Annotated in this window: 28 protein-coding genes and 1 tRNA gene; 4 read left to right on the top strand and 25 right to left on the bottom strand. The window is 61.4% G+C overall.

Features of this window, described 5'->3' with window-relative positions:
• Nucleotides 1-222: 222 nt before the first annotated feature.
• Nucleotides 223-693, top strand: a complete 471-nt coding sequence (locus tag EN943_RS02000; RefSeq protein ID WP_127411305.1) for a nucleoside deaminase — start codon at nucleotides 223-225, stop codon at nucleotides 691-693.
• Nucleotides 694-732: 39 nt separating this feature from the next.
• On the opposite strand, the gene EN943_RS01995 is transcribed toward EN943_RS02000, so the two are convergent.
• Nucleotides 733-808, bottom strand: a tRNA-Lys gene (locus EN943_RS01995).
• A gap of 257 nt (nucleotides 809-1,065) precedes the next feature.
• Here EN943_RS01995 and EN943_RS01990 point away from each other — a divergent pair.
• Nucleotides 1,066-1,551: a BA14K family protein gene (locus EN943_RS01990; protein ID WP_127411304.1), complete on the top strand. Its 486-nt coding sequence runs from the start codon at nucleotides 1,066-1,068 to the stop codon at nucleotides 1,549-1,551.
• 72 nt (nucleotides 1,552-1,623) lie between these two features.
• Here EN943_RS01990 and EN943_RS38180 read toward each other — a convergent pair whose 3' ends face one another.
• From EN943_RS38180 to EN943_RS01910, 17 genes are all read right to left on the bottom strand, one after another.
• Nucleotides 1,624-1,842 (bottom strand): DUF6882 domain-containing protein, encoded by a 219-nt coding sequence (locus EN943_RS38180; protein WP_245475563.1) that lies wholly within the window; start codon nucleotides 1,840-1,842, stop codon nucleotides 1,624-1,626.
• 88 nt (nucleotides 1,843-1,930) lie between these two features.
• Nucleotides 1,931-2,095 carry a hypothetical protein gene (locus EN943_RS38175; RefSeq protein ID WP_245475562.1) on the bottom strand — a complete coding sequence of 55 codons (165 nt, stop codon included), beginning with the start codon at nucleotides 2,093-2,095 and terminating at the stop codon, nucleotides 1,931-1,933.
• 25 nt (nucleotides 2,096-2,120) lie between these two features.
• The gene (gene glpK / locus EN943_RS01980) at nucleotides 2,121-3,614 is read right to left on the bottom strand and encodes a glycerol kinase GlpK (RefSeq protein WP_127411303.1); all 1,494 of its coding nucleotides are present in this window, start codon (nucleotides 3,612-3,614) and stop codon (nucleotides 2,121-2,123) included.
• A 97-nt stretch (nucleotides 3,615-3,711) separates the two neighbouring features.
• Nucleotides 3,712-5,439: an ABC transporter substrate-binding protein gene (locus EN943_RS01975; RefSeq protein ID WP_127411302.1), complete on the bottom strand. Its 1,728-nt coding sequence runs from the start codon at nucleotides 5,437-5,439 to the stop codon at nucleotides 3,712-3,714.
• 80 nt (nucleotides 5,440-5,519) lie between these two features.
• A complete protein-coding gene (locus EN943_RS01970; RefSeq protein WP_127258932.1) occupies nucleotides 5,520-5,807 on the bottom strand; it encodes a DUF2160 domain-containing protein in 288 nt (95 codons plus the stop codon).
• A 2-nt stretch (nucleotides 5,808-5,809) separates the two neighbouring features.
• On the bottom strand, nucleotides 5,810-6,724 hold the full coding sequence (locus EN943_RS01965) for a carbohydrate ABC transporter permease (protein ID WP_127411301.1): 915 nt from the start codon (nucleotides 6,722-6,724) through the stop codon (nucleotides 5,810-5,812).
• A gap of 1 nt (nucleotide 6,725) precedes the next feature.
• Nucleotides 6,726-7,592 carry a sugar ABC transporter permease gene (locus tag EN943_RS01960; RefSeq protein WP_127411300.1) on the bottom strand — a complete coding sequence of 289 codons (867 nt, stop codon included), beginning with the start codon at nucleotides 7,590-7,592 and terminating at the stop codon, nucleotides 6,726-6,728.
• Nucleotides 7,593-8,660 (bottom strand): ABC transporter ATP-binding protein, encoded by a 1,068-nt coding sequence (locus tag EN943_RS01955; protein WP_127411299.1) that lies wholly within the window; start codon nucleotides 8,658-8,660, stop codon nucleotides 7,593-7,595.
• Nucleotides 8,661-8,670: 10 nt separating this feature from the next.
• Nucleotides 8,671-9,750: an ABC transporter ATP-binding protein gene (locus EN943_RS01950; RefSeq protein ID WP_127411298.1), complete on the bottom strand. Its 1,080-nt coding sequence runs from the start codon at nucleotides 9,748-9,750 to the stop codon at nucleotides 8,671-8,673.
• Between the two features lie 42 nt (nucleotides 9,751-9,792).
• Complete coding sequence (glpD, locus tag EN943_RS01945; RefSeq protein ID WP_127411297.1) at nucleotides 9,793-11,319, bottom strand: glycerol-3-phosphate dehydrogenase; 1,527 nt, start codon at nucleotides 11,317-11,319, stop codon at nucleotides 9,793-9,795.
• Between the two features lie 126 nt (nucleotides 11,320-11,445).
• On the bottom strand, nucleotides 11,446-12,213 hold the full coding sequence (locus EN943_RS01940; protein WP_127258922.1) for a DeoR/GlpR family DNA-binding transcription regulator: 768 nt from the start codon (nucleotides 12,211-12,213) through the stop codon (nucleotides 11,446-11,448).
• Nucleotides 12,214-12,291: 78 nt separating this feature from the next.
• Nucleotides 12,292-13,701 carry an aspartate aminotransferase family protein gene (locus EN943_RS01935; RefSeq protein WP_127411296.1) on the bottom strand — a complete coding sequence of 470 codons (1,410 nt, stop codon included), beginning with the start codon at nucleotides 13,699-13,701 and terminating at the stop codon, nucleotides 12,292-12,294.
• Between the two features lie 104 nt (nucleotides 13,702-13,805).
• Nucleotides 13,806-14,537 carry a peptidase gene (locus EN943_RS01930; protein ID WP_027036708.1) on the bottom strand — a complete coding sequence of 244 codons (732 nt, stop codon included), beginning with the start codon at nucleotides 14,535-14,537 and terminating at the stop codon, nucleotides 13,806-13,808.
• A gap of 132 nt (nucleotides 14,538-14,669) precedes the next feature.
• On the bottom strand, nucleotides 14,670-15,464 hold the full coding sequence (locus EN943_RS01925; protein WP_127411295.1) for a transglutaminase family protein: 795 nt from the start codon (nucleotides 15,462-15,464) through the stop codon (nucleotides 14,670-14,672).
• Nucleotides 15,465-15,549: 85 nt separating this feature from the next.
• Nucleotides 15,550-16,491, bottom strand: coding sequence for an alpha-E domain-containing protein (locus EN943_RS01920; RefSeq protein WP_127411294.1), 942 nt, complete (start codon nucleotides 16,489-16,491; stop codon nucleotides 15,550-15,552).
• Nucleotides 16,492-16,512: 21 nt separating this feature from the next.
• Nucleotides 16,513-17,925, bottom strand: coding sequence for a circularly permuted type 2 ATP-grasp protein (locus tag EN943_RS01915; protein ID WP_023812984.1), 1,413 nt, complete (start codon nucleotides 17,923-17,925; stop codon nucleotides 16,513-16,515).
• Between the two features lie 171 nt (nucleotides 17,926-18,096).
• Nucleotides 18,097-18,333, bottom strand: a complete 237-nt coding sequence (locus EN943_RS01910) for an Lrp/AsnC family transcriptional regulator (protein ID WP_010909609.1) — start codon at nucleotides 18,331-18,333, stop codon at nucleotides 18,097-18,099.
• Nucleotides 18,334-18,597: 264 nt separating this feature from the next.
• Between EN943_RS01910 and EN943_RS01905 the strand changes: the two genes are divergently transcribed.
• Nucleotides 18,598-19,017 (top strand): DUF4864 domain-containing protein, encoded by a 420-nt coding sequence (locus EN943_RS01905; protein WP_127411293.1) that lies wholly within the window; start codon nucleotides 18,598-18,600, stop codon nucleotides 19,015-19,017.
• Nucleotides 19,018-19,021: 4 nt separating this feature from the next.
• On the opposite strand, the gene tgt is transcribed toward EN943_RS01905, so the two are convergent.
• The 6 genes from tgt to coaD are packed head-to-tail and all read right to left on the bottom strand — an operon-like array spanning nucleotide 19,022 to nucleotide 23,406.
• Complete coding sequence (tgt, locus tag EN943_RS01900; protein ID WP_127411292.1) at nucleotides 19,022-20,152, bottom strand: tRNA guanosine(34) transglycosylase Tgt; 1,131 nt, start codon at nucleotides 20,150-20,152, stop codon at nucleotides 19,022-19,024.
• Nucleotides 20,145-21,287, bottom strand: coding sequence for a tRNA preQ1(34) S-adenosylmethionine ribosyltransferase-isomerase QueA (gene queA, locus EN943_RS01895; protein WP_127411291.1), 1,143 nt, complete (start codon nucleotides 21,285-21,287; stop codon nucleotides 20,145-20,147). The genes tgt and queA overlap by 8 nt, the downstream gene beginning before the upstream one ends.
• Nucleotides 21,287-21,736: a DMT family transporter gene (locus tag EN943_RS01890; RefSeq protein ID WP_027036714.1), complete on the bottom strand. Its 450-nt coding sequence runs from the start codon at nucleotides 21,734-21,736 to the stop codon at nucleotides 21,287-21,289. Before EN943_RS01890 ends, queA begins: the two co-directional genes overlap by 1 nt.
• Nucleotides 21,737-21,748: 12 nt before the next feature.
• Nucleotides 21,749-22,261: a peptidylprolyl isomerase gene (locus EN943_RS01885; RefSeq protein ID WP_127411290.1), complete on the bottom strand. Its 513-nt coding sequence runs from the start codon at nucleotides 22,259-22,261 to the stop codon at nucleotides 21,749-21,751.
• 40 nt (nucleotides 22,262-22,301) lie between these two features.
• Nucleotides 22,302-22,889, bottom strand: a complete 588-nt coding sequence (locus EN943_RS01880; protein ID WP_127411289.1) for a peptidylprolyl isomerase — start codon at nucleotides 22,887-22,889, stop codon at nucleotides 22,302-22,304.
• Between the two features lie 16 nt (nucleotides 22,890-22,905).
• Nucleotides 22,906-23,406 (bottom strand): pantetheine-phosphate adenylyltransferase, encoded by a 501-nt coding sequence (gene coaD, locus EN943_RS01875; protein ID WP_127411288.1) that lies wholly within the window; start codon nucleotides 23,404-23,406, stop codon nucleotides 22,906-22,908.
• A 194-nt stretch (nucleotides 23,407-23,600) separates the two neighbouring features.
• Between coaD and EN943_RS01870 the strand changes: the two genes are divergently transcribed.
• A complete protein-coding gene (locus EN943_RS01870; protein ID WP_081714296.1) occupies nucleotides 23,601-23,753 on the top strand; it encodes a hypothetical protein in 153 nt (50 codons plus the stop codon).
• Nucleotides 23,754-23,822: 69 nt separating this feature from the next.
• On the opposite strand, the gene gyrA is transcribed toward EN943_RS01870, so the two are convergent.
• Nucleotides 23,823-26,624: a DNA gyrase subunit A gene (gene gyrA, locus EN943_RS01865; RefSeq protein WP_127411287.1), complete on the bottom strand. Its 2,802-nt coding sequence runs from the start codon at nucleotides 26,622-26,624 to the stop codon at nucleotides 23,823-23,825.
• Between the last annotated feature and the right edge of the window lie 196 nt (nucleotides 26,625-26,820).

Below are 26,820 nucleotides of genomic sequence, written 5' to 3'. Positions count from 1 at the left end.
GAGAAGCTCGGTGAGGCTGGCCTTTTCATCCGGCTTTCCGCTTTTTGCCGCGCCTGCGCTCATCTGTTCGACACAAAGACCGGTCGGCGATTGTGGGCAAAGATCTGAGATCCCGACGCAAAGGCCTCAAGTGAAGGTTGGCAATTGCCACTCGCGTCCCTTGGCAGCAATCTCGCCTCAGCGCCGCTCATCGGGTGGATGTCGGCATGATAGGAGTTCGCCATGACACGCGATCAAATGCTCGCCCACCTTCGATCCGCCGACGCGGTCGCGCGCGAGGCGGCGGCGCATGGGCATCATCCGTTCGGTTGCGTTCTGGTCGGACCGGACGACCGCGTGCTGATGCGGCAGGGCAATCTCGACACGGTGCGCCATGCCGAGACGGAGCTCGCCCGGCGCGCGGCGGCTGCCTACGAGCCGGAGTTCCTGTGGCAATGCACGCTGGTCTCAACCTTCGAGCCGTGCGCCATGTGCGCCGGTACGATGTATTGGGCCAATATCGGGCGGCTGGTTTACGGGGTCGAGGAGACCGAGCTCCTGGCGCTCACCAGGGATCACGCGGAGAATCCGACGCTGAGCCTCTCTTCGCGCACCGTCCTCGACTCCGGCCAGAAAAAGATCGAGGTCTTTGGCCCCTTCCCAGAAATCGCCGACGAGATGCTCGCACCGCACCGTGATTTCTGGAAGCGCTGACGGCTTCTCCCCGCAGCTATAGTGGATCTAGAACGATTTTGGTGAGCGCGTCGGGGTTCGAACCCGAGACCTACTGATTAAAAGTCAGTTGCTCTACCGGCTGAGCTACGCGCTCCCGCGGGCGAAAGGCGGCCCTCGAAATTGCGCGGAACATAGGGAGAGTGCCTCGACCGGTCAACCGGAAAAAGAGGGCTCGCAAACAGGGGTGGCTTCGCCCCATTGCGACACTTGTCCGACGCATCGCCGATCGGAGAACAGCCAAGGAACACTGCCATTTCTGGCTGCCTGCGGCATCCGGTCTGGGGAACAATTGTATGCGCCGCTCGTTTTCCCGACACGGGGACGTCCGCCAAACCATCGAGGAGAAGACCAATGAACAGAATCACAACGAGCTTGCTGGCGGCCACTCTCACCGTCACATTCGTTGCGGCGGAGGCCGTGTCGGTGAACGCCCAACCGAATTATGTGCCGCAATCCCAGGTCGCGGTGCCGGATGTGCAGACGGTCCAGTATCGGGAGTGGCGCAAGGACCGCTACAATCGCAATTTTTCGCGTGACCGCAGTTTTTCGCGTGACCGTAATTTTTCCCGCAATCGCGGCGCGTATTGGAACGGCCATCGGGGCTATCGCGAATATCGCCCCGGCTATCGCCGCCATGGCGATTACTGGTTCCCGCTTGCGGCCTTCGCTACCGGCGCCCTGATTACCGGCGCCATCATCAACAACGAAAACAACCGCGTCTATGCAGGCAACGCCCACGTCCAGTGGTGCTACGACCACTATCGCAGCTACCGTGCTTCGGACAACACGTTCCAGCCGAATTACGGCCCTCGCAAGGAGTGCCGTTCGCCCTATTGATTTGCGAGTGAGTGCCAATAGCTGACGAGTAGACCCGTGCCAAAACTTGTCGCGGGTCTATGGGAGCCAGCATCAGCCAGCCCAACTGGTGGTCTTGATGATGTAAAAACGTGCATCGCCTTCCGAAGGTGAGCGATATGCTCCAAGGGCGTCGCAAATTCGAACCGCCGCGGCGCTCAGTTCCCAACCAAGCACTTCCAGGTCGTCATCGACATCCGTCACGTAAGACTGGGCCAGTTCGTCGATGCTATTTGTCTCGCCGAAGGATCGAATCCGCTTTGCGTCGATCATAACGTCTTCGGGCCAATTTGAATTTGCCCAGGCCAGAGCCAACTCTGCGACTTAGCGCTCGTGGACCCGGCAATCTGGACCTCTGCGGTCACTTTGATTTCTCCGCTGTTGGAAACAAAAGCCTTCTGGTCTCGATGTCATAATCGTAGCGAGACCAGTGGCCGAGTTGCAACTCTTTCTCCAAGCGGTCATTCTTGGCCTTCAGCTGTTCGATAGCCTCGTCGCTCCAAGCAGGATACCAGTCTGGCTGCATTGCTCACGCCCCATTAGACAATCGGTTATGACACGCTCAGCGTCCTGCGCACAGCATCGCGCCAACCAGCAAGCTTGGCTACGCGCACGGAGCCATCCATGTCCGGCTTGAAGCGCCGTTCAAGTGCCCAGCTTTTCGCGAACTTCCTGGCTTCCGGCCACACGCCCGCCTTCGAGCCGGCCAGCCATGCGGCACCCAGCGCGGTCGTCTCGAGAATAGTCGGGCGGTCGACCGGGGCATCGAGAATGTCGGCCAGCCGCTGCATGGTCCAGTCCGACGCCACCATGCCGCCGTCAACCCGCAGCACGGTCTTGGCCGAAGCGCCTTTCCAATCCTTGCGCATGGCGTCGAGCAGGTCGCGTGTCTGGTAGGCGACGGATTCGAGCGCGGCGCGGGCAAACTCAGCCGGGCCGGAATTGCGCGTCAGCCCGAAAATGGCACCGCGTGCCTCTGCGTCCCAATGCGGTGCGCCGAGCCCGACAAAGGCCGGCACCAGGTAGACGTTTTGGGTCGGATCGGCTTCATCAGCCAGCTTGCCGCTCTGCTCGGCTTTGCCGATCACCTTGATGCCGTCGCGCAACCATTGCACCGCAGCACCGGCAATGAAGATCGAGCCTTCCAGTGCATAAGTCGTCTTGCCATTCAGCCGGTAGGCGATGGTGGTCAAGAGCCGGTTCTTCGAACGCACCAGGTCGCTGCCGGTGTTGAGCAGCGCAAAGCAGCCGGTGCCGTAGGTCGACTTCATCATGCCTGGCTCGAAACAGGCCTGGCCGATGGTCGCGGCATGCTGGTCGCCGGCAACCCCGAGGATCCTTATCTCGGCGCCAAAGAGATTTTTCTCCGTGATTCCATAGTCATCGGCACAGTCTTTTACCTCGGGAAGCATTTTTGCCGGGATGTTGAGGATCGACAGTAGCTCGTCGTCCCAGGCATTCTCTGCGATGTTGTAGACCAGCGTGCGCGAGGCGTTGGTGGCGTCCGTGGCGTGGATCTTGCCGCCGGTCAGCCGCCAGATCAGAAAGCTGTCGATGGTGCCGGCGAGCAGTTCGCCTTTCTCGGCGCGTTTTCTCGCACCTTTCACCTTGTCCAACATCCAGGCGATCTTGGTGCCGGAGAAATAGGGATCGAGTAGCAGGCCGGTCTTCTTGGTGAATGTCTTTTCCAGATCCTGCTTCTTGAGTTTCTGGCACAGCGGCGCGGTGCGCCGGTCCTGCCAGACAATGGCATTGTGGATCGGCTTGCCGGTCGTCCTGTCCCAGATGACGACGGTTTCGCGCTGGTTGGTGATGCCGAGCGCGGCCACTTCGGATGCACTCCGGCCGGCCTTCTTCAGCGCCACCTTCACGGTCGATACGACGCTCTCCCAGATATCCTCGGGATCGTGCTCGACCCAGCCGGAGGCCGGATAGTGCTGGGCGAATTCCTTTTGCCCGCTGCCGGCGACCTTCATCTCGCCGTCGAACAGGATCGCCCGGGTCGAAGTCGTGCCCTGGTCGATGGCAAGGATGTATCCGGTCATTATGCCTCCCCGCTTAGTCTTTTACACAAACAGGGGAGACGGCAAGATGCCGCCTCCCCCAATGTCACACGGGCGCAGACGCCCGCTTAGAACAGTCTTATTTCTGCCAGCTCTTCACCAGTTCGTCGTAATTGATGGTGATCGGCTTTTCCTTCTCATTCTCGATCTTCAGCTGAGGAGCGAGATTGCCATTCTTGACCGCGTCGGCGTTCCAGTAGGCGAGGTCATGCTCTTCGGCCATCTTCGGGCCGATATCGCCCTGGACGCCCGACTTCTCGATACGGCTCATGACCTTTTCCTGCTCGCCACAGAGCGAATCCATCGCTTCCTGCGCCGTCTTGGCGCCCGACGACGCATCGCCGATCGCCTGCCACCAGAGCTGTGCCAGCTTCGGATAGTCAGGCACGTTGGTGCCGGTAGGCGACCACTGGACGCGGGCCGGTGAACGGTAGAACTCGATCAAGCCGCCGAGCTTCGGAGCCCGCTCGGTGAAGCTCTTGTCGTGGATCGTGCTCTCGCGGATGAAGGTCAAGCCGACATGGCTCTTCTTCACGTCGACGGTCTTCGAGGTGACGAACTGCGCGTAGAGCCAGGCGGCCTTGGCGCGGTCGGTCGGGGTCGACTTCATCAGCGTCCAGGAGCCGACGTCCTGATAGCCGAGCTTCATGCCGTCCTTCCAGTAGACGCCATGCGGCGACGGCGCCATGCGCCACTTGGGCGTACCATCGTCGTTCAGTACCGCCTTGGCGCCGGCATCGACCATCGAGGCGGTGAAGGCGGTGTACCAGAAGATCTGCTGCGCGACCGCGCCCTGAGCCGGAACCGGGCCGGACTCAGAGAAGGTCATGCCCTGGGCTTCCGCCGGAGCGTAGGCCTTCAGCCAGTCGAGATATTTCTGGATCGAGTAGACGGCGGCCGGGCCATTGGTGTCGCCGCCGCGCGCCGTGCAGGAGCCAACCGGACGCGAATTCTCGTCGACCTTGATGCCCCACTCGTCAACCGGCAGGCCGTTCGGCAGGCCCTTGTCGCCATTGCCGGCCATGGACAGCCAGGCGTCGGTGAACCGCCAGCCGAGCGACGGGTCCTTCTTGCCGTAGTCCATGTGGCCATAGACCTTCTTGCCGTCGATCTCGCGGCCGGTGAAGAATTCGGCGATGTCCTCATAGGCCGACCAGTTGACGGGAACGCCGAGGTCGTAGCCGTACTTGGCCTTGAAGTCCGCCTTGTTCTTCTCGTCATTGAACCAGTCGTAACGGAACCAGTAGAGGTTCGCGAACTGCTGGTCGGGAAGCTGGTAGAGCTTCTTGTCCGGAGCCGTCGTGAACGAGGTGCCGATAAAGTCCTTCAAGTCGAGGTTCGGGTTGGTGACGTCCTTGCCCTCACCCGCCATCCAGTCGGTCAGGTTGCGCACCTGCTGGTAGCGCCAGTGGGTGCCGATCAGGTCGGAATCGTTGACCCAGCCGTCATAAAGGTTCTGGCCGGTCTGCATCTGGGTCTGGATCTTCTCGACGACGTCGCCTTCCTGGATGACGTCATGCGTGATCTTGATGCCGGTGATGGCGGTAAAGGCCGGGGCCAGCACCTGCGATTCATACTGGTGCGTGGCGATGGTTTCCGAAACCACCTTGATATCCATGCCGGCGAAAGGCTTCGCGGCATCGATGAACCACTGCATTTCGGCTTCCTGGCCGGCGCGGTCGAGCGTCGAAAGCGGACCGATTTCCTTGTCCAGGAAAGCTTTTGCCTCGTCCATTCCGGCATAGGCATTGCCAACCCCGAGCAACAGGACAAGGGCAGTCGTTGATGTTAAAAATTGCCTTCGCATGTGTTTCCTCCACTGTTTTAAGGTTTCAAGCGCGATCTGGAGCGGTCGCCGGCACGCGGTCGCTCCAACAGTTTCCCCCTCTATACGTAGCGGAACACGCCAACGGCGTAGACCACGGAGAGAGCGAGAGCCCACCACAGGTTGGATCCGACAAGACCCAGCCAAGCGAGATGGATAAAGGCGCTGCCAAGCAGCGACAGGAAAAGACGGTCGCCGCGTGTCGTCTCGAAGCGCAGGACGCCGACGCGTGGATTGCCGCCCGGCGAGGCGTATTCCCACGCCGCCATGCCGCAAAGCAGCAGAAGAATGGTCCCGAAAAAGGCCGCCGTCGGCCACGTCCACGCCATCCAGGTAAGGTCGAAATTCATGGTCACACCCTCCCCAGGGCGAAGCCCTTGGCGATGTAGTTTCGGACGAACCAGATGACGAGCGCGCCAGGAATCAGCGTCAGCACGCCGGCGGCGGCGAGCAGCCCCCAGTCCATGCCGGCGGCCGAAACGGTGCGGGTCATGGTGGCGGCGATCGGTTTGGCGTCGGTGGTGGTCAGCGTGCGGGCAATCAGCAATTCCACCCAGGAGAACATGAAGCAGAAGAAGCAGGCGACGCCGATGCCGCTCGCGATCAGCGGCATGAATATCCTGACGAAGAAGCGCGGGAACGAATAGCCGTCAATATAGGCGGTCTCGTCGATTTCCTTCGGCACGCCCGACATGAAGCCTTCGAGGATCCACACCGCCAGCGGCACGTTGAACAGGCAGTGCGCCAGTGCCACTGCGATATGGGTGTCGATCAGGCCGAAGGCCGAGTAGAGTTGGAAGAACGGCAGAGCGAACACCGCCGGAGGCGCCATGCGGTTGGTCAGCAGCCAGAAAAACAGGTGCTTGTCGCCGAGGAAGCGGTAGCGCGAGAAGGCGTAAGCCGCCGGCAGCGCGGCAGCCACCGAAATCACCATATTCATCACCACATAGGTGATCGAGTTGATGTAGCCCGAATACCAGGAGGCGTCGGTGAAGATGGTGACGTAATTGGCGATCGTAGGCTGGTGCGGATAGAGCGTCAGCGAGGAAACGATCTCGGCATTGGTCTTGAAGCTCATGTTGATGAGCCAGTAGATCGGCAGCAAAAGCACGATGATGTAGACCGTCGGCACGATCCACCACCAGTGCGATTCCTCGCCGCGTTTGCGCATCAGCCGGGCGACCTGATCCTGCGAGAGTGTGCTCGCCAGTTTGCCCGCTGCTGTGGTCTCGCTCACTCTATCGGCTCTCTCGTTGGCGCCGCTCATCTCAGCGCTCCGCGTCGTAGTTGGTCATCACGGTGTAAAACACCCATGACAGCAGAAGGACGATGAGGAAGTAGACCAGCGACATGGCCGCGGCCGGACCGAGGTCGAACTGGCCGAGCGCGGTCTTGACGAGGTCGATCGACAGGAATGTCGTCGAGTTGCCGGGGCCGCCGCCCGTCACCACGAAGGGTTCGGTGTAGATCATGAAGCTGTCCATGAAGCGCAGCAGCACGGCGATCAGCAGCACCCGGTTCATCTTCGGCAGCTGGATGTAGCGGAACACCGCCCAACGCGAGGCGCCATCGATCTTGGCCGCCTGATAGAAGGCGTCCGGTATCGAAACCAGGCCGGCATAGCAGAGCAGCACGACGAGGCTGGTCCAGTGCCAGACATCCATGATGATGACGGTGACCCAGGCGTCGAACGGGTCCTGCACATAGTTGTAGTCGATGCCGAGCGCGTTGACGTAGTAGCCGAACAGACCGATGTCGTTGCGCCCGAAGACCTGCCAGATGGTGCCGACAACGTTCCACGGGATCAGCAGCGGCAGCGCCATCAGAACCAGGCAGACCGGCACGCCCCAGCCCTTTTTCGGCATGTTGAGGGCGATGAAGATGCCGAGCGGCACTTCGATGGCGAGGATGATGAAGGAGAAGATCAGGTTGCGGACCATCGCTTCCCAGAAGCGACTGGAAGAGAGCAGCTCCTCGAACCACTCGGTGCCGGCCCAGAAGAAGACGTTGTTGCCGAAAGTGTCCTGCACCGAATAGTTGACGACGGTCATCAGCGGGATGACCGCCGAGAACGCCACCAGCACCAGCACCGGCAGCACCAGGAACCAGGCCTTGTTGTTCCAGGTCTTTTCCATCTATGCCCCCATCTCGACGCGCCAGGAATCGGCATAGATGTTGATGCCGGCCGGGTCGAACCGCACCTTCGGATCGGCGGGCACGGTCTCGTCCTCGCCGATCACGGCAGCAATATCGCGGCCTTCGAGCTTGGCGCGCACCACCTTGTGGCGGCCGAGATCCTCGACCTTGCTGACCTGCACGGCCATGCCGTCGCGGCCGAGCCGAACATATTCGGGACGGATACCAAGCTCGATGGCACCACTGCCTGCTTTTGGCGCGCCCGGCAGTTCGATGCGCTGCGAGCCGAGCGTCGCCGTCTTGCCGTCGATCGCCACCGGCATGACGTTCATGCCGGGTGAGCCGATGAAATAACCGACAAAAGTGTGGCGTGGCCGTTCGAACAATTCGGCCGGCGTGCCGATCTGCACAATGCCGCCGTCATACATGACCACGACCTGGTCGGCGAAGGTCAGCGCCTCGGTCTGGTCGTGCGTCACATAGACCATGGTGTAGCCGAAGCGGCGGTGCAGTTGCTTCAGCTGCGAACGCAGCACCCATTTCATATGCGGGTCGATGACGGTCAGCGGCTCGTCGAACAGGATGGCGTTGACGTCGGAGCGCACCAGCCCGCGGCCGAGCGATATCTTCTGTTTCTGGTCGGCGGTCAGGCCCCTCGCCTTCTTCTTCGCCCAGGACGCCAGGTCGATCATCTCCAGCGTCTCGCGCACCTTGCGGTCGACATCGGCTTCCGGCACGCCGCGATTGCGCAGCGGGAAGGCCAGATTGTCGTAGACGGTCATGGTGTCGTAGATGACCGGGAACTGGAACACCTGCGCGATATTGCGCTCCTGCGTCGACAAATTGGTCACGTCCTTGCCGTTGAACAGCAACTGGCCGTGCGAGGGATGCAGCAATCCCGAAATGATGTTGAGCAGCGTGGTCTTGCCGCAGCCCGATGGCCCGAGCAGCGCATACGCTCCGCCGTCCTCGAAGGTGTGGTGCACTTCCCTGAGCGCGAAATCGGCGTCCTTCTGCGGGTTGGGCAGATAGGAATGCCTGACATGGTTGACGTCTATGCGCGCCATCTCTTTCCCCTCAAGCCGCCAGCTTCGGCGCGGCCACGGCGCGGCCGTGCTCGTCGAAAACCATGATATGGCGCGGATCGATGAACACCTCGATCTCGGCGTCGGGTTCGAAGTCGCGGATGCCGTGGGTCAGCATCACCCAGCGTGCGTCCGCGAAATCGAGATGGATGAAGCTTTCCGAGCCGGTGATCTCGGTGATCGTCACCTTGGCGCGCACCGGGACAGCGGCGGGATTGGGCAGATCGAGCGACAGGTGATGCGGCTGAAAACCGACCGTGTACATGGCATCGGCAATGCCGGCGAGATCGGCGGGCACCGGCAGTTTGACCCCGCCCTCAAGCAGGAAATCCCCCCCTTTCTTGGCCAGCACGATGGTGTTGAGCGGCGGGTCGGCGAAAGTCTTGGCCGTCACCAGATCAACCGGCTTGCGGAACACGTCGATGGTCGGTCCGAACTGGGTGATCCGCCCTTCGGAAAGCGTCGCCGTGTTGCCGCCGAGCAGCAGCGCTTCGTGCGGCTCGGTCGTGGCATAGACGAAGATTGTGCCGGCGGCGGCGAAGATCCGGGGCAATTCGGCGCGCAGTTCCTCGCGCAATTTGTAGTCGAGATTGGCGAGCGGTTCGTCGAGCAGCACCAGGCTGGCGTTCTTGACGATGGCGCGCGCCAGTGCGGTGCGCTGCTGCTGGCCACCGGACAGGCTGAGCGGCGTGCGGTCGAGATAGGGTGTCAGCTTGAGAAGTGCGGCGGCATGGCGCACTTCCTTGTCTATCTTCGCCTGATCGGTGCCAGCCACCCGGAGCGGCGAAGCGATGTTCTCATAGACGGTCATCGCCGGATAGTTGATGAACTGCTGGTAGACCATGGCGATCTTGCGCTTCTGCACCGGCACGCCGGTGACATTCTGGCCGTCGAACCAGATCGAACCGGAGGTCGGCACGTCCAGGCCGGCCATCAGCCGCATCAAGCTGGTCTTGCCGGAAAGCGTCGGCCCGAGCAGGACGTTGAGCGAGCCGTGCTGGAGCGTTAGCGACACGTCGCTTATATGCTCGACCGCACCGACCGTCTTGGTGACGTTTCTCAGTTCCAGCATGACGCCTCCTCCCAGGCCTTCCGCATCAGCTCAAACCCCTCTTCATTCGGCAGCCGCTTCATGGCGCCGGCTTATGCCGTGCATGAATTCATCGAGAGCCGCCACCTGCTCGCGGCTGAGATGCAGACCGCGCTTGGTCCGGCGCCACAACACATCTTCCGATGTGACAGCCCATTCGTTTTGAACGAGATAGCGCACCTCGGCCTCGTAGAGATCGGCGCCGAAGTTGCGGCCGAGATCGACGTTCGATTTGGCCAGCCCCAACAGCATCCTTGCGCGGGTGCCATAGAGCCGGGTCAGCCGGCGAGCCAGGCGCGCATCGAGGAATGGATAGGCGGTCTTCAGTTTCGCCACTTCGGCATCGAAACCGGTGGCCGGGAAATCGCCGCCCGGCAACGGCGCGTTTGCCGTCCACGGCTTGCCGCGTTTGCCAAGAAAACCCTCGATCTTTTCCAGCATCGATTCCGCCAGCCGGCGATAGGTGGTGATCTTGCCACCAAAGGCGTTGACGATCGGGGCGGCGCCCTCGCCGCCATCGGCCTTGAGCACATAGTCACGCGTCGCTTCCTGCGCCTTGGAGGCTCCGTCATCATAAAGCGGACGGACGGCCGAATAGGTCCAGACGATGTCCGAGCGCTTGACCGGTTGTGCGAAATATTCGCTGGCCGCGGCGCAGAGGTAATCGATCTCGGTGTCGCTGATCTTCACGTCATGCGGATCGCCGGGATAATCCTGGTCGGTGGTGCCGATCAGGGTGAACTCCTCCTCGTAGGGAATGGCGAAGATGATACGGCCATCCCTGTTCTGGAAGAAATAGGCGCGCGGATCGTCGAATTTTTTGGCGATGACGATGTGGCTGCCCTGCACGAGACGGACATTGTGCACATCGTTGAGGCCGACGACGCCGGAAAGCACATGATCGACCCAGGGGCCGGCGGCATTGACCAGCAGTCGCGCCTTGATCTCCTCGGTCTCGCCGGTCTGCAGATCCTCGATCTGGATCGTCCACAAGCCGTTTTCGCGGCGCGCGCCGGTCACTTTCGTGCGGGTGCGGACCGTTGCGCCGCGGTCGGCGGCATCACGTGCGTTCAGCGCCACCAGCCGCGCGTCATTGACCCAGCCATCCGAATATTCGAAGGCCTTCTTGAACAGCGGCTTCAAGGGTTTGCCGGCCGGATCCCTGGCCATGTCCAGCGTCCGGGTCGCGGGCAGCAATTTGCGCCCGCCAATGTGGTCGTAGAGGAAGAGACCGAGCCTGATCAGCCAGGCCGGGCGCAGGCCCTTGGCATAGGGCAGCACGAAGCGCATCGGCCAGATGATGTGCGGCGCGTTCTTCCACAGAACCTCGCGCTCCATCAGCGCCTCGCGCACCAGGCGGAATTCGTAGAATTCGAGGTAGCGCAGGCCGCCATGGATCAACTTGGTCGAGCCCGAGGAGGTCCCGCTGGCGAGGTCGTTCATCTCGGCGAGAAAGACGGAAAAGCCACGCCCAACGGCATCGCGGGCGATACCGCAGCCATTGATGCCGCCACCAATGACGAAAATGTCACGGATCGGAGATGCGTCCACAAATTCCTCCAGCGATTTCGCATTGCACCATTTTTGGGCTGTTACGAAACCGTGTCGGAATTATTTCGAAATGATAACGAATGTCAAACGAAATATCACGGGCGCGTGATATCAGGTGAAAACCGGCTAGGCGAGCGACGTCTCGATCAGCTGAACCTCGGCCTCCTGGCAGATCTTGCGCACTGACGGGATGTCGCAACGGTCGGTGATGAAGGTGTTGACCTGCGACAGATGGCCGATGCGCACCGGTGCGGTTCGCTCGAATTTGGTCTGGTCGGAAACCAGGATGACATGCCTTGCATTGGCGATGATCGCCTGCGCCACCTTGACCTCGCGAAAATCGAAGTCGAGCAAGGCGCCGTCATGGTCGATGGCGGATGCGCCGATCACCGCGTAATCGACCTTGAACTGCCTGATGAAGTCGACCGCCGCCTCGCCGACCACACCGCCATCGGAACCGCGCACGACACCACCGGCGATCACCACTTCGATCGACGGATATATCCGCATCCTATTGGCAACATTGATGTTATTGGTGATGACCATGAGACCGTTGTGATCGAGCAGTGCCTTGCTGACCGACTCGGTCGTGGTGCCGATGTTGATGAACAGCGAGGCGTTGTCGGGGATCAGCCTGGCTGCCGCACGGCCGATCGCCTCCTTCTCGTCGGCGGCGATCTTGCGTCTCGCCTCATACTCCATGTTCTCGATGCCGGAGGGGTACAGCGCGCCGCCATGGATGCGCGAGAGCAGCCGCTGGTCGCACAAATCGTTGAGGTCCTTGCGTATGGTCTGCGGCGTCACATTGAAGTGGGTGGCCAGATCATCGACCAGCACGCGGCCATGATCCTTGGCCATCTGGATAATCTCGGCATGGCGCGGCGACAGATACATGGGCAACCTCCCGTTTTCGTTTTTCTTGTCTATAGTCGAAAACGAAACCGATGAAAAGGCATAAGCCGGCTAATGAAATTAGCGATCCAAGCTACGTGCGATTTCAGTAACCACCACAAAAGCCGTCTCGACATCGGCGGCGGTCGCCTCGAACTGTCCGACTTGGAACCGAATTGCGATCAGTCCATCAACCTTCGTCTGCGTCAGGTAGATGCGGCCATCGTCGTTGATCGCATTGACAAGGCGCAGATTGTGCTCGTCCGCGTCGGTTACGGTCTTGTGCCGGAACGAGAACAACGACAGCATCGGTTCGCTGACGATCTCGAAATCCGGCTCCCTCGCCAGCCGCGCTGCCAGTCCTTCGCTCCACGCGACATGATTGCGGATCATCGCGCGCAGGCGCTCCAGGCCATGGGCGCGCAGCAGGAACCATAATTTCAGCGCGCGAAATCGCCTGCCAAGCGGCACCGACCATTCGGAATAGTTGATGATGCCGTCATGACCGTGCGTCTTCAGATAATCCGGCTTGATGGCCAGCGTCCTCACATGGCTTTCGGGGTCGCGTAGGAACTGGATCGAGCAGTCGAACTGGGCGCCCAGCCATTTGTGCGGATTGAAGACGATCGAATCGGCGCCTTCGACGCCTGTCCAGAAATGCCGATATTCCGGACAGATCATCGCTGATCCCGCCCAGGCGGCATCGACATGGAGATAAAGCCCATGCCGCCGCGCCACCTCTGCCACCGCCGCGATGTCGTCGGTGCCGCCGGTGCTGGTGCCGCCGACGCAAGCGATTATGCCCGCCGGCAGCATGCCGGCTTCCCGGTCGGCGACGATTGCCGCCTCGAGCGCTGCCGTGTCCATTGAGCGAAAGCGGCCGCCGACAGGAATGCGCACGAGATTGTCCTCGCCGATGCCGGACACCCAGATCGCCCGGTCGATCGAAGTATGCACCTGGTCGGAGGAATAGATGCGCAGCCGCGCCTGCCCTGCCAGGCCCTGTTTGTTGCCTTGCCAGTCAAGCGCCCGTTCGCGCATGGTCAGCACCGCGGCCAGTGTCGCCGACGAGGCCGAATCCTGGATTACCCCGGCGAAGCCTTCGGGCAGACCGAGCGCCTGGCGCATCCAGTCGACGGTGCGGGTTTCGAGTTCGGTCGCCGCCGGCGACGTCTGCCACAGCATGCATTGCGCGGCCATCGCCGAAACCAGATATTCCGCCACCACCGAGACCGGCGCCGCATTGGCCGGGAAATAGGCGAAGAAGCGCGGATGCTGCCAATGCGTCATTCCCGGCAGGATCTTCTCTTCGAAATCGGCGAAGATCCGGTCCATCGGTTCGGCGTCTTCGGGCGGCGAAACCTCTATGCTTCTAGAAATGGCGCCGGGTTCTACCAGCGGCCGCACGGGGCGGTCGCGCAGAGTGTTGCGATAGTCAGCGCCCCAGTCGGCGGCGCGCCGCGACCATTGCCGGAAATCATCATTGTTCATCCTGTCCTCCCGACATGATCCATCGCTACCATCCTTCGCGGCTGGTCTCTTTTATTAATTAACGCGTGAAATATATGCAACCGCCAGCGAATGGCGGGCGCGCCCTAGCCAGGGAAATCCGGCAGGCTGGCAAAGGCCGTCTTCAGCGCATTTGACCAGCCGTCCGAGATCGTGCGGTAATACTGGTCGTCCTGGCCGATCCGCTTCTTCAATCCGACCTTGAAGGCGTCCTTCTCCAGGAAGAGCAGGTCGAGCGGCAAGCCGACGGACAGGTTCGACTTCAACGTCGAATCGAACGACACCAAAAGCAGCTTCACCGTCTCGGCCAGGCTCATCGTCCTTTCGTAGGCGCGGATGATGATCGGCTTGCCGTATTTGGTCTCGCCGATCTGGAAGAACGGCGTGTCATCGGTCGATTCGATGAAATTGCCTTCGGGATAGATCATGAACAGACGCGGCTCGCTGCCCTTGATCTGGCCGCCGAGGATGAAGGACGCATTGAAATAGGAATCCGCCTTCTCGCCAGCGGGTGACGAATTGGCGATGACCTCCTTGACCGTGTCGCCAACAATGCGGACCGTTTGGTACATCGACGGCGTTTCAAGCAGCGTGGAATGTCTTTCGGAAATCGCCTTGGTGCGCTCGTCAAGTAGGCTAACCACGGCCTGCGTCGTCGCCAGATTGCCCGCCGACATCAAAACGATGACGCGCTCGCCCGGCTCTTCCCAGACATGCATCTTGCGAAAGGTGGAGATCGAATCCATGCCTGCATTGGTACGCGTGTCCGACATGAACACGAGCCCGCGGTCGATCTTCAGGCCAACGCAATAGGTCATGGGATCTCTTCTAGAGCAATTCCAGGAAAAGTGTGAAGCGGTTTTCCGTCCGGAATTGCGTTAAAACAAGGGGATAGAGCGGTTCGGCGTTTCCTTGAAACGATGAATCGCTCGGCAGCAATCTTGCGAGGATTACTGCTCCACGGTGACGGTGACCGCAAGCTGTTCTTCCGCCTGTCCCAGCCGAATTCCCGACACCGGCGTCGCGTCGCGGTAATCGCGGCCCGTCGCCACCTTTACATAACGCTCGTCGGGCGAGATGCCATTGGCGGCATCGAAGGCAACCCAGCCGAGTCCAGAAACATGCGCTTCGGCCCAGGCATGGCTTGCGGCCTGCTCGACCGTCGCATCCAGCATCAGATAGCCGCTGACATAGCGGGCCGGAAAGCCCATGGCGCGGGCGGCGGCGGCAAAGATATGGGTATGATCCTGGCAGACCCCGGTCTTGAGCGTCAAGGCTTCCTCTGCCGGCGTCGTCGCATTGGTGGTGCCGGGCGTGTATACAACGCGCTCGCCGATGACAGCCATCAGCCGGTGCAGCCTTTCAATGTCGCTGCCCTTGCCGACCGATGTGGCGAGATCGCGAACACCGCTGCCGATCGTCGTCAATGGTGTCTCATGGCTGTACAGCCAGAGCGGCGTAAAGCCCTGGTGTGGTCCCGAGACACCCGCGGTGTCGCGCGTCACCACTTCGCCTGATGCTTCCACAGTGATGAAGTCGCGCTCACCCTCGACGCTCAACAGCCTTGTGTCGTTGCCGAAATGGTCGACGAAGCGAACCTCTTCGCGCGCGCCTTCGATCGCCAGAGCCCAGGACAGAACGGTCTGCGTCGACCCGCTAACCGGAAGCAACCGCAGCCGCTGCAACAGATAGTGCACCGGCGCATCGTAGCGGTATTCGGTCCGATGGGTGATCTTCAGCCGCATGCTTCTATTCCGTTTGTGAGCACGATCTCCGGACAAACGGTTTCGTTTGTCTGAGAAAACCGGCTCCCACCTTTCGGGACCATGCTCAATTGAACCGATAATCTTGTGCGATCTCTTCGCCCAGCTTGGTGTTGTCGCGAATGAAATTGGCTAGGAATTCATGCAGCCCGGCGTCGAATATGCCCTTGATCGACCCGGCTCTCAGCATTGTCTGCGTCTTCTCGGCTGTTGCGTGGCAGGCATGGCGTTCGCCGTAATCGTCGCCGAGGAATTTCAGATGCTCCGACAGGAAGCGATAGCAGAACATCAGCGAACGCGGCATGCGGACATTGAGGATCAGATAGTCGGCAATGTTGGTCGGCTTGTAATCAGCGTCGTAGACCCAGCGATAGGAGCGATGCGCCGAGACCGAACGCAGGATCGATTCCCACTGATAATTGTCGAGCGTCGAGCCGACCCAGGAGATCGACGGCAGCAGCACATAATATTTCACGTCGAGGATGCGCGCCGTGTTGTCGGCGCGCTCGACATAAGTGCCGAGCTGCGAGAAGTCGAAGATCTCGTTGCGCAGCATGGTGCCGTAGAATGAGCCGCGGATCAGCGCCGTCTCGCGCTTGATCGCGTCGAGTACGCTGGGCAGGTCACGCTCGTCGATCGGCCTGGCCAGCATCCGCTTCAGCGACATCCAGGCTTCGTTGATGCTTTCCCAGGTTTCGCGCGTCAGCGCGGTACGCACCATGCGGGCATTGTTGCGGGCCGTCTCGATCGACGCCATCGTGCTCGACGGGTTCGATGTGTCGCGCAACAGGAAGTCGGCGACATTGGCGGCGGTATAGTCAGAATATTTCTGGCTGAAGGTGACGTCGGACCCAGCGCTGAGCAGCACCGAATTCCACTCTTCCGAGGCGCTTTGGGTGCGGGTCAGCGCCATGCGCAGGCCGGCATCGACCAAGCGCGCCATGTTTTCCGCCCGCTCGATATAGCGATTCATCCAATAGAGCCCGTTGGCGGTGCGGCCTAAAAGCATACAAAAACCTTCAAACGAAAATCAGTCATCCAGCACCCATGTGTCCTTGGTGCCGCCGCCCTGCGACGAGTTCACCACCAGCGAGCCTTCCTTGAGCGCGACGCGGGTCAGGCCGCCGGGCACGATCTGGATGCGGTCGGAGACCAGCACATAGGGCCTGAGATCGACATGGCGCGGCGCCAGCCCCTTTTCCGTCAGGATCGGGCACGTCGACAGCGCCAGCGTCGGCTGGGCGATATAATTCGAGGGTTTTGCCTGGAGTTTCTTGGCAAACGTCTCGCATTCCTTCTTGGTTGCCGCAGGCCCGACCAGCATGCCGTAGCCGCCGGAACCGTGGACTTCCTTGATCACCAGCTCGTCGATGTGTTCGAGCACGTATTTCAGACTGTCCGGCTCCGAGCAGCGCCAGGTCGGAATGTTGCCGAGGATCGCCTTGCGTCCGGTGTAGAATTCGATGATCTCGGGCATGTAGGAATAGATCGCCTTGTCGTCGGCAATGCCGGTGCCCGGCGCATTGGCGATGGTGATGTTGCCGGCGCGATAGACATCCATGATGCCGGGTATGCCAAGAGCGGAGTCCGGACGGAACGTCAGCGGGTCGAGGAAGGAATCATCGACGCGGCGGTAAAGCACATCGATCTGCTTGTAGCCTTCGGTCGTGCGCATGGCGACATGGCCATCGACCACGCGCAGGTCCTGGCCTTCGACCAACTGCACGCCCATCTGGTCGGCGAGGAAAGCGTGTTCAAAATAGGCGGAGTTGAAACTACCGGGCGTCAGCACCGCAATGGTCGGCGCACCCTTGGTGCTTTGCGGCCGCACCGCCGCCAGCGACTGGCGCAGAAGCTGCGGGTAATTCTCCACCGGCCGTACCTTGATCTTCTGGAACAGCTCGGGGAACAGCTGCATCATCGTCTCGCGGTTCTCCAGCATGTAGGAAACGCCCGACGGTGTGCGCGCATTGTCCTCCAGCACGTAGAATTCGTCCTCCGAGATGCGGACGATGTCGACGCCGATGATGTGGGTGTAGACGCCGGCCGGCGGCCTGACCCCTATCATTTCCGGCAGGAACGCCTCGTTCCTGGCGATCAATTCCCTGGGAACGCGGCCTGCGCGCAGGATTTCCTGGCGATGGTAGATGTCGTCGAGGAAGGCGTTCAGCGCCTGCACGCGCTGCTCGATGCCCTGCGTGAGGCGCCGCCATTCATTGCCTGAAATGATGCGGGGAACGATGTCGAACGGGATCAGCCGCTCGGAGGCTTCCTGCTCGCCATAAACGGCGAAGGTGATACCGGTCTTGCGGAAGACGCGCTCGGCGTCCTGCATCTTCTCGGTCAACCTGGCTGGATCCTGCTCCTTCAGCCAGCGATCATAAGCCGAATACGGTCTTCTCAATCCGGAGACTTCCGGAAGCATTTCATCGAACGCTGCCAATCGCATACTCCCCTGTGACGCCATTTCACTGGCGTCGCCGGAGAAAATCAAGCGTAATCGGTGATTTGGGAGATACGGGCGATCAGTATGTTGCGCCTGCCTAAAATTGAGGCAGCTGAAATATCACCTTGATCAGCCTTTGCCTCGTGCCCGGGCACACGCGCTCGGTGGCTAAAATGCGCGGAACGTGACGACGGTGAACGTGTCCTTGATGCCGGGGAGAATCTGCACCTTTTCGTTGACGAAATGGCCCACGTCTTCCTCGTCATCGACATAGAATTTGGCGAGCAGATCGTAGTTGCCGGCGGTGGAGTAGATTTCCGAGGCGATCTCGGCATCGGCAAGCGCGCTGGCAACCTCATAGGATTTGCCCAACTCACATTTGATCTGCACGAAAAACGCCTTCATGGCTTCGTCCCGCTAAACGTCCAAGTCCAGCGGCCCTTCTGGCAGACTGGAGGCGGGCTTTCAAGCGCTGGAATCCGTACTCAGCCGGCCCAGGCCTGGGCGGCGATCTTCCGCAGCTCTACACCAGCATGCAACCTGCCGCCGATCGCCATCGATTATTCGCGATCGCTGAAACCGCGATGCGCTGCCAAGCGTATGTTATGATGCGCCTTCGGACAGCGCCATTTCGAGGGAAGATATTTCGCGGGATAACGGAGACAGGCCATGCGCCGCGCATTTTTCGCAATCGCAGTCGTTCCATTCCTCTTCGCGTCGTCGGCATTGGCCGGCGATGCCGAGATCAAGGCAGGCCAGTCCGTCATCGACGGTCAGCTAAAGGCCCTCATCGCCAATGACGGCGCCACCGCCTACAGCTTCGCCGCCCCGAATGTGAAGCGGATCTTCCCGACCGTCGATGCCTTCATGAACATGGTGACCAACGGCTATCCGCCGGTGCGCAAGCCGCAGACCTATTCCTTCGGCAAGGTCGAAGAGACCGCTCCGGGTTCGATCGTCCAGCAGGTGCTGATCGTCGGCCCCGATGGCAAGGATTACGAAGCCGTCTACACGTTGCAGCAACAGCCCGACGGCACGTTCCAGATCACCGGCTGCAGCCTTCGCGCCTCGAATTCGCTCAGCACTTAAGGCCTCACAGCAACGGGATATCGCCCCTCGCCCAGCCCTCGGTGATTTCCGCGCCGCGTGCTTGGAAGGTGCCGGCCTCGATCGCAGCGCGGATGTCCTGCATCAGTTTCTGGTAGTAGGACAGGTTGTTCCACGTCAAAAGCATGGCGCCGAGCGCTTCTTGCGAGCGCACCAGATGATGCAGGTAGGCGCGTGAGTAATCCCGGGCGGCCGGGCAGTCGCTTTCCTCGTCTAATGGGCGCGGATCGTCGGCATGGCGAGCGTTGCGCAGATTGACCTTGCCGCGCCTTGTATAGGCAAGGCCGTGCCGGCCGGCCCGTGTCGGCATCACGCAGTCGAACATGTCGATGCCGCGCGCCACCGATCTCAGGATATCGTCAGGCGTGCCGACGCCCATCAGATAGCGCGGCTTATCCGCTGGCAGTTCCGGACAGGTGATGTCGAGCATCTCGAGCATCACCGCTTGCGGCTCGCCGACGGCCAGGCCGCCGACCGCATAGCCCTTCAACTCCATAGCGCTCAGCGCCTGCGCCGACCGCACCCGCAGCGCCGCATTGTCGCCGCCTTGTACGATGCCGAACATCGCCTTGCCCGGCTGGTCGCCGAACGCCGTCTTGCAGCGCTCGGCCCAACGCAGCGACAGCTCCATGGCGCGCTCGATCTCCTTCATCTCGGCCGGCAGCGCCGTGCATTCGTCGAGCTGCATCTGGATGTCGGAATCGAGCAATCCCTGGATCTCGATCGACCGCTCCGGCGACATCTCGTAGGCGGCGCCATCGATATGCGAGCGGAATGTGACACCCTTTTCCGTCAGCTTTCTCAGCTTCGACAGCGACATCACCTGGAAACCGCCACTGTCGGTCAGGATCGGATGCGGCCAGCGCGCGAATTCATGCAAGCCGCCGAGCCGCGCCACACGCTCGGCGCCGGGTCGCAGCATCAGATGATAGGTGTTGCCCAGGATGATGTCGGCGCCGACACCGCGCACCTGGTCCATATACATCGCCTTGACGGTGCCGCCAGTGCCGACCGGCATGAAGGCCGGCGTGCGGATTTCGCCGCGCGGCATGTCGATCACACCGCGCCGCGCCTTGCCGTCGGTTGCCAGAACCTTGAAGCTGAACGGCTTAGCCATTGAATTCCTTGTCGTGGATCGGGGCGTCCGGCGCCTGATTGTCGAGCGACTGGCGGTCGCTTGTCTCCGCTCGGAAAAGCAGGCTTGCGTCGCCATAGGAATAGAACCTGTAACGGTTCTCTATGGCATGGGCATAGGCCGCGCGCATCGTGTCGAGGCCGCTGAAGGCCGAAACCAGCATGAACAGCGTCGAGCGCGGCAGATGGAAATTGGTCATCAGCACGTCGGCGGTGCGAAAACGGTAGCCGGGCGTGATGAAGATATCGGTCGGACCGGACCACGCAGCCAGAGTACCGTCCTCACGCGCCGCACTCTCCAGCAGACGCAGCGAGGTCGTGCCGACGGCGACAATGCGCCCACCCCTCGCCTTGGCCGCATTCAGCGCGCCGGCTGTTTCCGCGCTGACCGAACCGGTCTCGGCATGCATCTTGTGGTCGGCGGTGTCGTCCGCCTTCACCGGCAGGAACGTGCCGGCGCCGACATGCAAGGTGACGAAGCGGCGTTCGATGCCCTTGGCGTCAAGCGCTGCAAAAAGCTCCGGGGTGAAATGCAGGCCCGCTGTCGGAGCCGCGACGGCCCCTTCCTCGCGGGCATAGATGGTCTGGTAGTCGGCCCGGTCGCGTTCGTCATCGTCACGCTTCGAGGCGATATAGGGTGGCAGCGGAATGTGGCCGACCGCGTGCAGCGCCTCGTCGAGGAAAGGTCCCGACAGGTCGAAGCCAAGCAGTGCTTCGCCGCCCTCGCCTTTCTCGATCACCGTGGCGTCGAGCTGACCGAGGAAACAGGAATTGCCGTCATGGCCGAAATGGATGCGGTCGCCGGCGGCAATGCGCTTGCCCGGCCGCATGAAGGCCAGCCAGCGGTCCGGTGCCATGCGCATATGCAGCGTGGCTTCGACCTGCGCCGTCGCCTCGCCCCGCCGCCGGATGCCTTTGAGCTGCGCTGGAATGACCTTGGTGTCGTTGAACACCAGTACGTCGCCGGCCCTGAGCATGGACGGCAGATCGCCAACCCTGCGGTCGTCGAACCCTTCGCCTGATTTGACCACCAGCATCTTGGCGCTGTCGCGCGGCTCCGCCGGGCGAAGCGCGATGCGCTCCTCCGGCAGATCGAAGTCAAAGAGGTCGACGCGCATCAGTAGAGCCGGACGAGCAGCGCTCCGGCCAGCAGCAGCACCGCGCCGGCGATGCGGCCGAGCGAGATTTCACGCACCGCGACGCCGAGGAAGCCGATGCGGTCAATGAGCATGCCGGCCAGCAACTGGCCGGCGACCAGAAATGCCATCAGCGCAGCGGCACCGATGCGTGGCGTGAGGATAGTCGACAGCGTGACATAGAAACCGCCGAGCATGCCGCCGGCCACGAACAGCCAGGGTGCCGGCGCTTTCCAGTCGAGCGAGATGCCTTGCAGCTTCACCACCGTAACGGAGATGATGCCGAGCACGATCGCGCCCGACAGGAACGAAAACGCAGCCGCCGCGACCGGGAGGCCCAGGCCGCGCGCCAGCTGCGAATTGATCGGCGCCTGAATGGCAATGAAGGCGCCGGACAGGATGCCGAGAAGCGACCAGACGACGCCCATCATTGTCGTTTGCCCTTACTTGACGTCGGCCGCGACCTTCAGCGACACGATCTTGTCGGGATCCTGCACCGGCTCGCCGCGCTTGATCTTGTCGACATTGTCCATGCCTTCGATGACTTGGCCCCAGACCGTGTACTGGCGGTTGAGGAAGGCGGCATCGTCGAAGCAGATGAAGAACTGCGAATTGGCCGAGTTCGGGTTCTGCGAGCGGGCCATCGAGCAGGTGCCGCGAGCATGGTTGGCGTTGGAAAATTCGGCCTTTAAATCCGGCTTTTCAGAGCCGCCCATGCCCGCGCGGGACGGCGCGAAGGAAGGCTTGCTGGAATTGCCGAACTTGACGTCGCCGGTCTGCGCCATGAAGCCTTCGATGACGCGGTGGAAAACCACGCCGTCATAGGCGCCTTCCCTGGCCAGTTCCTTGATGCGGGCGACATGGCCGGGCGCCAGCTCGGGGAAAAGTTCGATGACGACCTTGCCCTTGGTCGTTTCCATGATGAGCGCGTTCTCGCGGTCCTTGATTTCGGCCATGTCAGATATCCTTTTGAGAAAACAGAGTTATTTGACAATTTTACTTGTCTGCGGCGATGCGCACCTTGATCATCTGGTCGGGATCGGAGACCGTGCCATTGTCCGCCTGGTCGCCCTTCTTGATGTGATCCACCAGTTCCATGCCGCTGACGACATTGCCGACGATGGTGTACTGGCCATCGAGCGGCGGCGCCGGCGCGAACATGATGAAGAACTGCGAATTGGCGGAGTTGGGGTCCTGCGAGCGGGCCATGCCGACCACGCCGCGCTTGTAGTGTTCGGTCTGCGAGAATTCGGCCGGCAGGTCGGGCAGATCGGAACCGCCGGTGCCGACGGCCTGAGCGCTAAAACCCTTCTTGATGTTGCCGAACTTGACGTCGCCGGTCTGCGCCATGAAGCCGTCTATGACGCGGTGGAAGGCGACGTTGTCATAGGCGCCCTGGCGCACCAGCTTCTTGATCTGCTCGACATGCTTTGGCGCCAAATCGGGCCTCAGCGCAATGGTGACGTCGCCGTCCTTCAGCGTGACGATCATGGTGTTTTCCGGGTCGGCGGCGAAGGCCGAAACAGACGAGGTCACGAGACCCGCAAGCACAATGAGGAACGAGGCAAGCTTTTTCAGCTGCATATCTATCTCCCGGATCTTATTTCGCGAATTTTGCGGTGAGCGCACCGGCAACCGCCGCCGGCACGAAGGGGCGGATGTCGCCTCCCATCGAGGCAATCTGGCGAACAAGTGTGGCGGTAATGGTGCGTACCGAAGGACTGGCGGGCAGAAAAACCGTCTGCAGCTCAGGCGCCATGGTCTCGTTCATGCCGGCCATCTGCATCTCATAGTCGAGGTCGGTGCCGTCGCGCAGGCCGCGGATCATGATCGAGGCGCCGTGCTTCCTGGCCGCGTCGATGACCAGCCCGTCGAAGGCGACGACCTTGATACGGGCGCCGTCGCTGCCAAATTCCGCCTTCGTCGCCGTCTCGATCAGCTTCACCCGCTCCTCGAAGGAAAACAGCGGTTGCTTGCCCGGATGGATGCCGATCGCCGCATAGACGATGTCGGCCACGGCCAGCGAGGCCTTCAGCACATCGAGATGGCCGTTGGTCAGCGGGTCGAAAGAGCCGGCATAGAGGGCGATGCGTTCAGTCATGGCAGGTGCTTCTAACGAGCCTCTCACGCAAAGGCAAATCCGATCGGCGCGCCGGCCGTGAACCTTTTCCGGCACATGAACGACAGATGAACACGCTGATCACGAAGCCTTCACTCAGCGTTCACTAGGTTGCACCTTAATAAGATGAAACCAAAACCCCATCTAACCGTTGTTAGGCGCAGGAGAACACGCACATGCTGATCTACATGCTCGCCACCGCAATGACCGTCGCCATGCTGATCGCCACCGTATTTGGGTTGCATCAGGAGGCACAACGCATCCGCGTCAAGGCAAACACCAAGCGCTTCGAAGGCTTCGGCCCGCGCAAGCCATATCGCCACTACTGATAAAGCCTGAACTTGCTGCCGCGCCGGCCAACTGGCCGGCGTTGCTATGTCAAAACCTGGGTGCCGGACTTAATCCGCACCCTCCGGACCGGCGTCAGGCCCCGCAGCGGCATCGACCCCGCCCTCGACCGTCTCTTCGCTTTCCTCGTCCGCTTGCGGTTCAGAGATCCGCTCGACCGAAACCACCTTTTCGCCTTCAGCCGTGTTGAAGATGGTCACGCCCTTGGTGGCGCGGCTGGCGAAACGAATGCCGTTGACCGGCACCCGGATGACGGTGCCGCCGTCCGACACCAGCATGATCTGGTCGTCATTGCCGACCGGGAACGTCGCCACCAGCCTGCCAATCTCGGCTGCCTTCGACACGTCGGTGGCGCGGATGCCTTTGCCGCCGCGTCCAGTCAGCCGGAAATCATAGGACGACGAACGCTTGCCGTAGCCGAATTCAGTCACCGTCAGCACGTATTGTTCGTGCGCCTTGAGCTCTTCGTATCGGCTGTCGGAAAGCTCCGTCTCCTCGCCGATCTCCTCATTGGTCAGCGCGATCTCTTCCTCTTCGCCGGCCGTTTCCGTGGCAAGACGCCGCTCTGCTGCCGCGCGCTTCAGGTAAGCGGCGCGTTCCGCCGGCGAAGCATCGACATGCTCTATCACCGACATCGAGATGATGCGGTCGGTCTCGGCCATGGTTATGCCGCGCACACCGACCGAATTGCGGCTCTGGAAGACGCGCACGTCGCCGACGGAGAAGCGTATGCACTGGCCGGAACTGGCGGTCAGCAGCACGTCGTCCTTGTCGGTGCAGGTCTCGACGCCGAGGATCTCGTCGCCTTCTTCCTCCAGCTTCATGGCGATCTTGCCGTTGCGGTTGACCTGAACGAAGTCGGATAGATCGTTGCGGCGCACGGTGCCGCGCGTGGTGGCGAACATCACGTAGAGTTCGCCCCAACTGGCCTCGTCCTCCGGCAGCGGCATGATGGTGGTGATGCGCTCGCCCTGCTCCAGCGGCAGCATGTTGATCAGCGCCTTGCCGCGTGACTGCGGATTGCCGATCGGCAGCCGCCAGACCTTTTCCTTGTAGACGATGCCGCGCGAGGAGAAGAACAGCACCGGCGTATGGGTGTTGGCCACGAACAGCCGGGTGACGAAATCCTCTTCCTTGGTCGACATGCCGGAACGGCCCTTGCCGCCGCGACGCTGCGCCCGGTAGAGCGACAGCGGCACGCGCTTGATGTAGCCGGAATGGCTCACCGTCACGACCATGTCTTCGCGCTGGATCAGATCCTCGTCTTCCATGTCCGAGCCACCGTCGGTAAGCTCGGTGCGGCGCGGCGTGCCGAACTCGTCGCGCACGGCGGCAAGCTCGTCCTTGACGATCTGCTGGACGCGCGCGCGGGACGACAAAATGTCCAGATAATCGATGATTTCGGCGCCGATCGTGTTCAACTCGTCGGCGATCTCGTCGCGGCCGAGCGCGGTCAGGCGCTGCAGGCGCAGCTCGAGGATGGCGCGCGCCTGTTCCTCGGACAGATTGTAGGTGCCGTCTTCATTGATCCGGTGACGCGGGTCATCGATCAGGAGGATCAGAGATTCCACGTCGCCAGAGGGCCAGCGCCGCTCCATCAACTGCTCACGCGCCGTCTGCGGATCCGGCGCGGTGCGGATCAGCTTGATGACCTCGTCGATATTGGCGACGGCGATGGCGAGACCGACCAGCACATGGGCGCGGTCGCGCGCCTTGCGCAGCAGGAATTTCGTCCGCCTTGTGATCACCTCCTCGCGGAAGGCGACGAACGCCTTCAGCATATCGGTCAGGTTCATCACTTCCGGCTTGCCACCATTCAGTGCCACCATATTGGCGCCGAAAGAGGTCTGCAGCGGCGTGAAGCGATAAAGCTGGTTGAGGATGACGTCGGCAACGGCGTCGCGCTTCAACTCGATAACGACGCGGTAGCCCTGGCGGTCGCTCTCGTCGCGGATATCGGAAATGCCCTCGATGCGCTTGTCGCGCACCAGTTCAGCCATCTTCTCGATCATCGACGACTTGTTCACCTGGTAGGGAACCTCGGTGATGATGATCGACTCGCGGTCGTTGCCGCGCTGTTCGATGTTGACCTTGCCGCGCATGACGATGGAGCCGCGGCCGGTCGAATAGGCGTTGTAGATGCCCGAACGGCCAAGCACGATGCCGCCGGTCGGGAAATCCGGTCCCGGAATGATCTCCATCAACGCCGGCAGGTCGATCGCCGGATTGTCGATGAGGGCGATGGCGCCGTTGCAGATTTCGCTGAGATTGTGCGGCGGGATGTTGGTCGCCATGCCGACGGCGATGCCGCCCGAGCCGTTGACCAGAAGGTTGGGAAACCGTGCGGGCAGAACCTTCGGTTCGCTGCCCGACGCATCGTACGTGTCCTGGAAATCGACAGTGTCCTTGTCGATATCCTCCAAAAGCTCGTGCGCGACCTTGGTCAGCCGCGCTTCCGTATAGCGCATCGCCGCCGGCGGATCGCCGTCGATGGAGCCGAAATTGCCCTGTCCGTCGATCAACGGAACGCGCAGCGACCAGTCCTGTGCCATGCGCACTAAGGCGTCATAGATGGAGGCGTCGCCATGCGGATGGTACTTACCCATCACGTCGGCGACAGGACGCGCCGACTTCACATATTTGCGGTTCCAGTGGTAGCCGCTCTCATGGGCGGCGAAGAGAATGCGGCGATGCACCGGCTTCAGGCCGTCGCGCACGTCCGGCAGCGCACGGCTGACGATCACGCTCATGGCGTAATCGAGATAGGAGCGCTGCATCTCCTCGACGATGGATATCGGCTCAATGCCGGTGGGGCCGCCATCGGCGCCGCGCGGTGTCTTCTGGTCGGTCAAATCGGATCACAATCTAATCAGGAATCACTTGAGGCTTATATAGGAAGCAAGCCCGAAACTCCAACCTTCACGGCACTTTTCCAGTGTCATTTCGGTGGTAATTTCAAATGGATACCAGTGATTGCGACGATATGGCCAAGGCGGTTTTCGCCGCCCCGACGCAAAAGCCTGCGTGTCTGCCTTTGCGGGCACGGGG

Origin of the sequence: Mesorhizobium sp. M7A.F.Ca.US.006.01.1.1 (assembly GCF_003997935.1) — a bacterium.
Classification (GTDB): domain Bacteria; phylum Pseudomonadota; class Alphaproteobacteria; order Rhizobiales; family Rhizobiaceae; genus Mesorhizobium.
The sequence above is the reverse complement of the archived record's forward strand: the minus strand, read 5'-3'. Positions and strand labels throughout refer to the sequence as shown.

Bases quoted from the DNA above. Each gene is read 5' to 3' on its own strand.
- EN943_RS02000 (WP_127411305.1), top strand. From the start codon at position 223: ATGACACGCGATCAAATGCTCGCCCACCTTCGATCCGCCGACGCGGTC.
- EN943_RS01990 (WP_127411304.1), top strand. From the start codon at position 1,066: ATGAACAGAATCACAACGAGCTTGCTGGCGGCCACTCTCACCGTCACA.
- EN943_RS38180 (WP_245475563.1), bottom strand. From the start codon at position 1,842: ATGATCGACGCAAAGCGGATTCGATCCTTCGGCGAGACAAATAGCATC.
- EN943_RS38175 (WP_245475562.1), bottom strand. From the start codon at position 2,095: ATGCAGCCAGACTGGTATCCTGCTTGGAGCGACGAGGCTATCGAACAG.
- glpK (WP_127411303.1), bottom strand. From the start codon at position 3,614: ATGACCGGATACATCCTTGCCATCGACCAGGGCACGACTTCGACCCGG.
- EN943_RS01975 (WP_127411302.1), bottom strand. From the start codon at position 5,439: ATGCGAAGGCAATTTTTAACATCAACGACTGCCCTTGTCCTGTTGCTC.
- EN943_RS01970 (WP_127258932.1), bottom strand. From the start codon at position 5,807: ATGAATTTCGACCTTACCTGGATGGCGTGGACGTGGCCGACGGCGGCC.
- EN943_RS01965 (WP_127411301.1), bottom strand. From the start codon at position 6,724: ATGAGCGGCGCCAACGAGAGAGCCGATAGAGTGAGCGAGACCACAGCA.
- EN943_RS01960 (WP_127411300.1), bottom strand. From the start codon at position 7,592: ATGGAAAAGACCTGGAACAACAAGGCCTGGTTCCTGGTGCTGCCGGTG.
- EN943_RS01955 (WP_127411299.1), bottom strand. From the start codon at position 8,660: ATGGCGCGCATAGACGTCAACCATGTCAGGCATTCCTATCTGCCCAAC.
- EN943_RS01950 (WP_127411298.1), bottom strand. From the start codon at position 9,750: ATGCTGGAACTGAGAAACGTCACCAAGACGGTCGGTGCGGTCGAGCAT.
- EN943_RS01940 (WP_127258922.1), bottom strand. From the start codon at position 12,213: ATGTATCTGTCGCCGCGCCATGCCGAGATTATCCAGATGGCCAAGGAT.
- EN943_RS01935 (WP_127411296.1), bottom strand. From the start codon at position 13,701: ATGAACAATGATGATTTCCGGCAATGGTCGCGGCGCGCCGCCGACTGG.
- EN943_RS01930 (WP_027036708.1), bottom strand. From the start codon at position 14,537: ATGACCTATTGCGTTGGCCTGAAGATCGACCGCGGGCTCGTGTTCATG.
- EN943_RS01925 (WP_127411295.1), bottom strand. From the start codon at position 15,464: ATGCGGCTGAAGATCACCCATCGGACCGAATACCGCTACGATGCGCCG.
- EN943_RS01920 (WP_127411294.1), bottom strand. From the start codon at position 16,491: ATGCTTTTAGGCCGCACCGCCAACGGGCTCTATTGGATGAATCGCTAT.
- EN943_RS01910 (WP_010909609.1), bottom strand. From the start codon at position 18,333: ATGAAGGCGTTTTTCGTGCAGATCAAATGTGAGTTGGGCAAATCCTAT.
- EN943_RS01905 (WP_127411293.1), top strand. From the start codon at position 18,598: ATGCGCCGCGCATTTTTCGCAATCGCAGTCGTTCCATTCCTCTTCGCG.
- tgt (WP_127411292.1), bottom strand. From the start codon at position 20,152: ATGGCTAAGCCGTTCAGCTTCAAGGTTCTGGCAACCGACGGCAAGGCG.
- queA (WP_127411291.1), bottom strand. From the start codon at position 21,287: ATGCGCGTCGACCTCTTTGACTTCGATCTGCCGGAGGAGCGCATCGCG.
- EN943_RS01890 (WP_027036714.1), bottom strand. From the start codon at position 21,736: ATGATGGGCGTCGTCTGGTCGCTTCTCGGCATCCTGTCCGGCGCCTTC.
- EN943_RS01885 (WP_127411290.1), bottom strand. From the start codon at position 22,261: ATGGCCGAAATCAAGGACCGCGAGAACGCGCTCATCATGGAAACGACC.
- EN943_RS01880 (WP_127411289.1), bottom strand. From the start codon at position 22,889: ATGCAGCTGAAAAAGCTTGCCTCGTTCCTCATTGTGCTTGCGGGTCTC.
- coaD (WP_127411288.1), bottom strand. From the start codon at position 23,406: ATGACTGAACGCATCGCCCTCTATGCCGGCTCTTTCGACCCGCTGACC.
- EN943_RS01870 (WP_081714296.1), top strand. From the start codon at position 23,601: ATGCTGATCTACATGCTCGCCACCGCAATGACCGTCGCCATGCTGATC.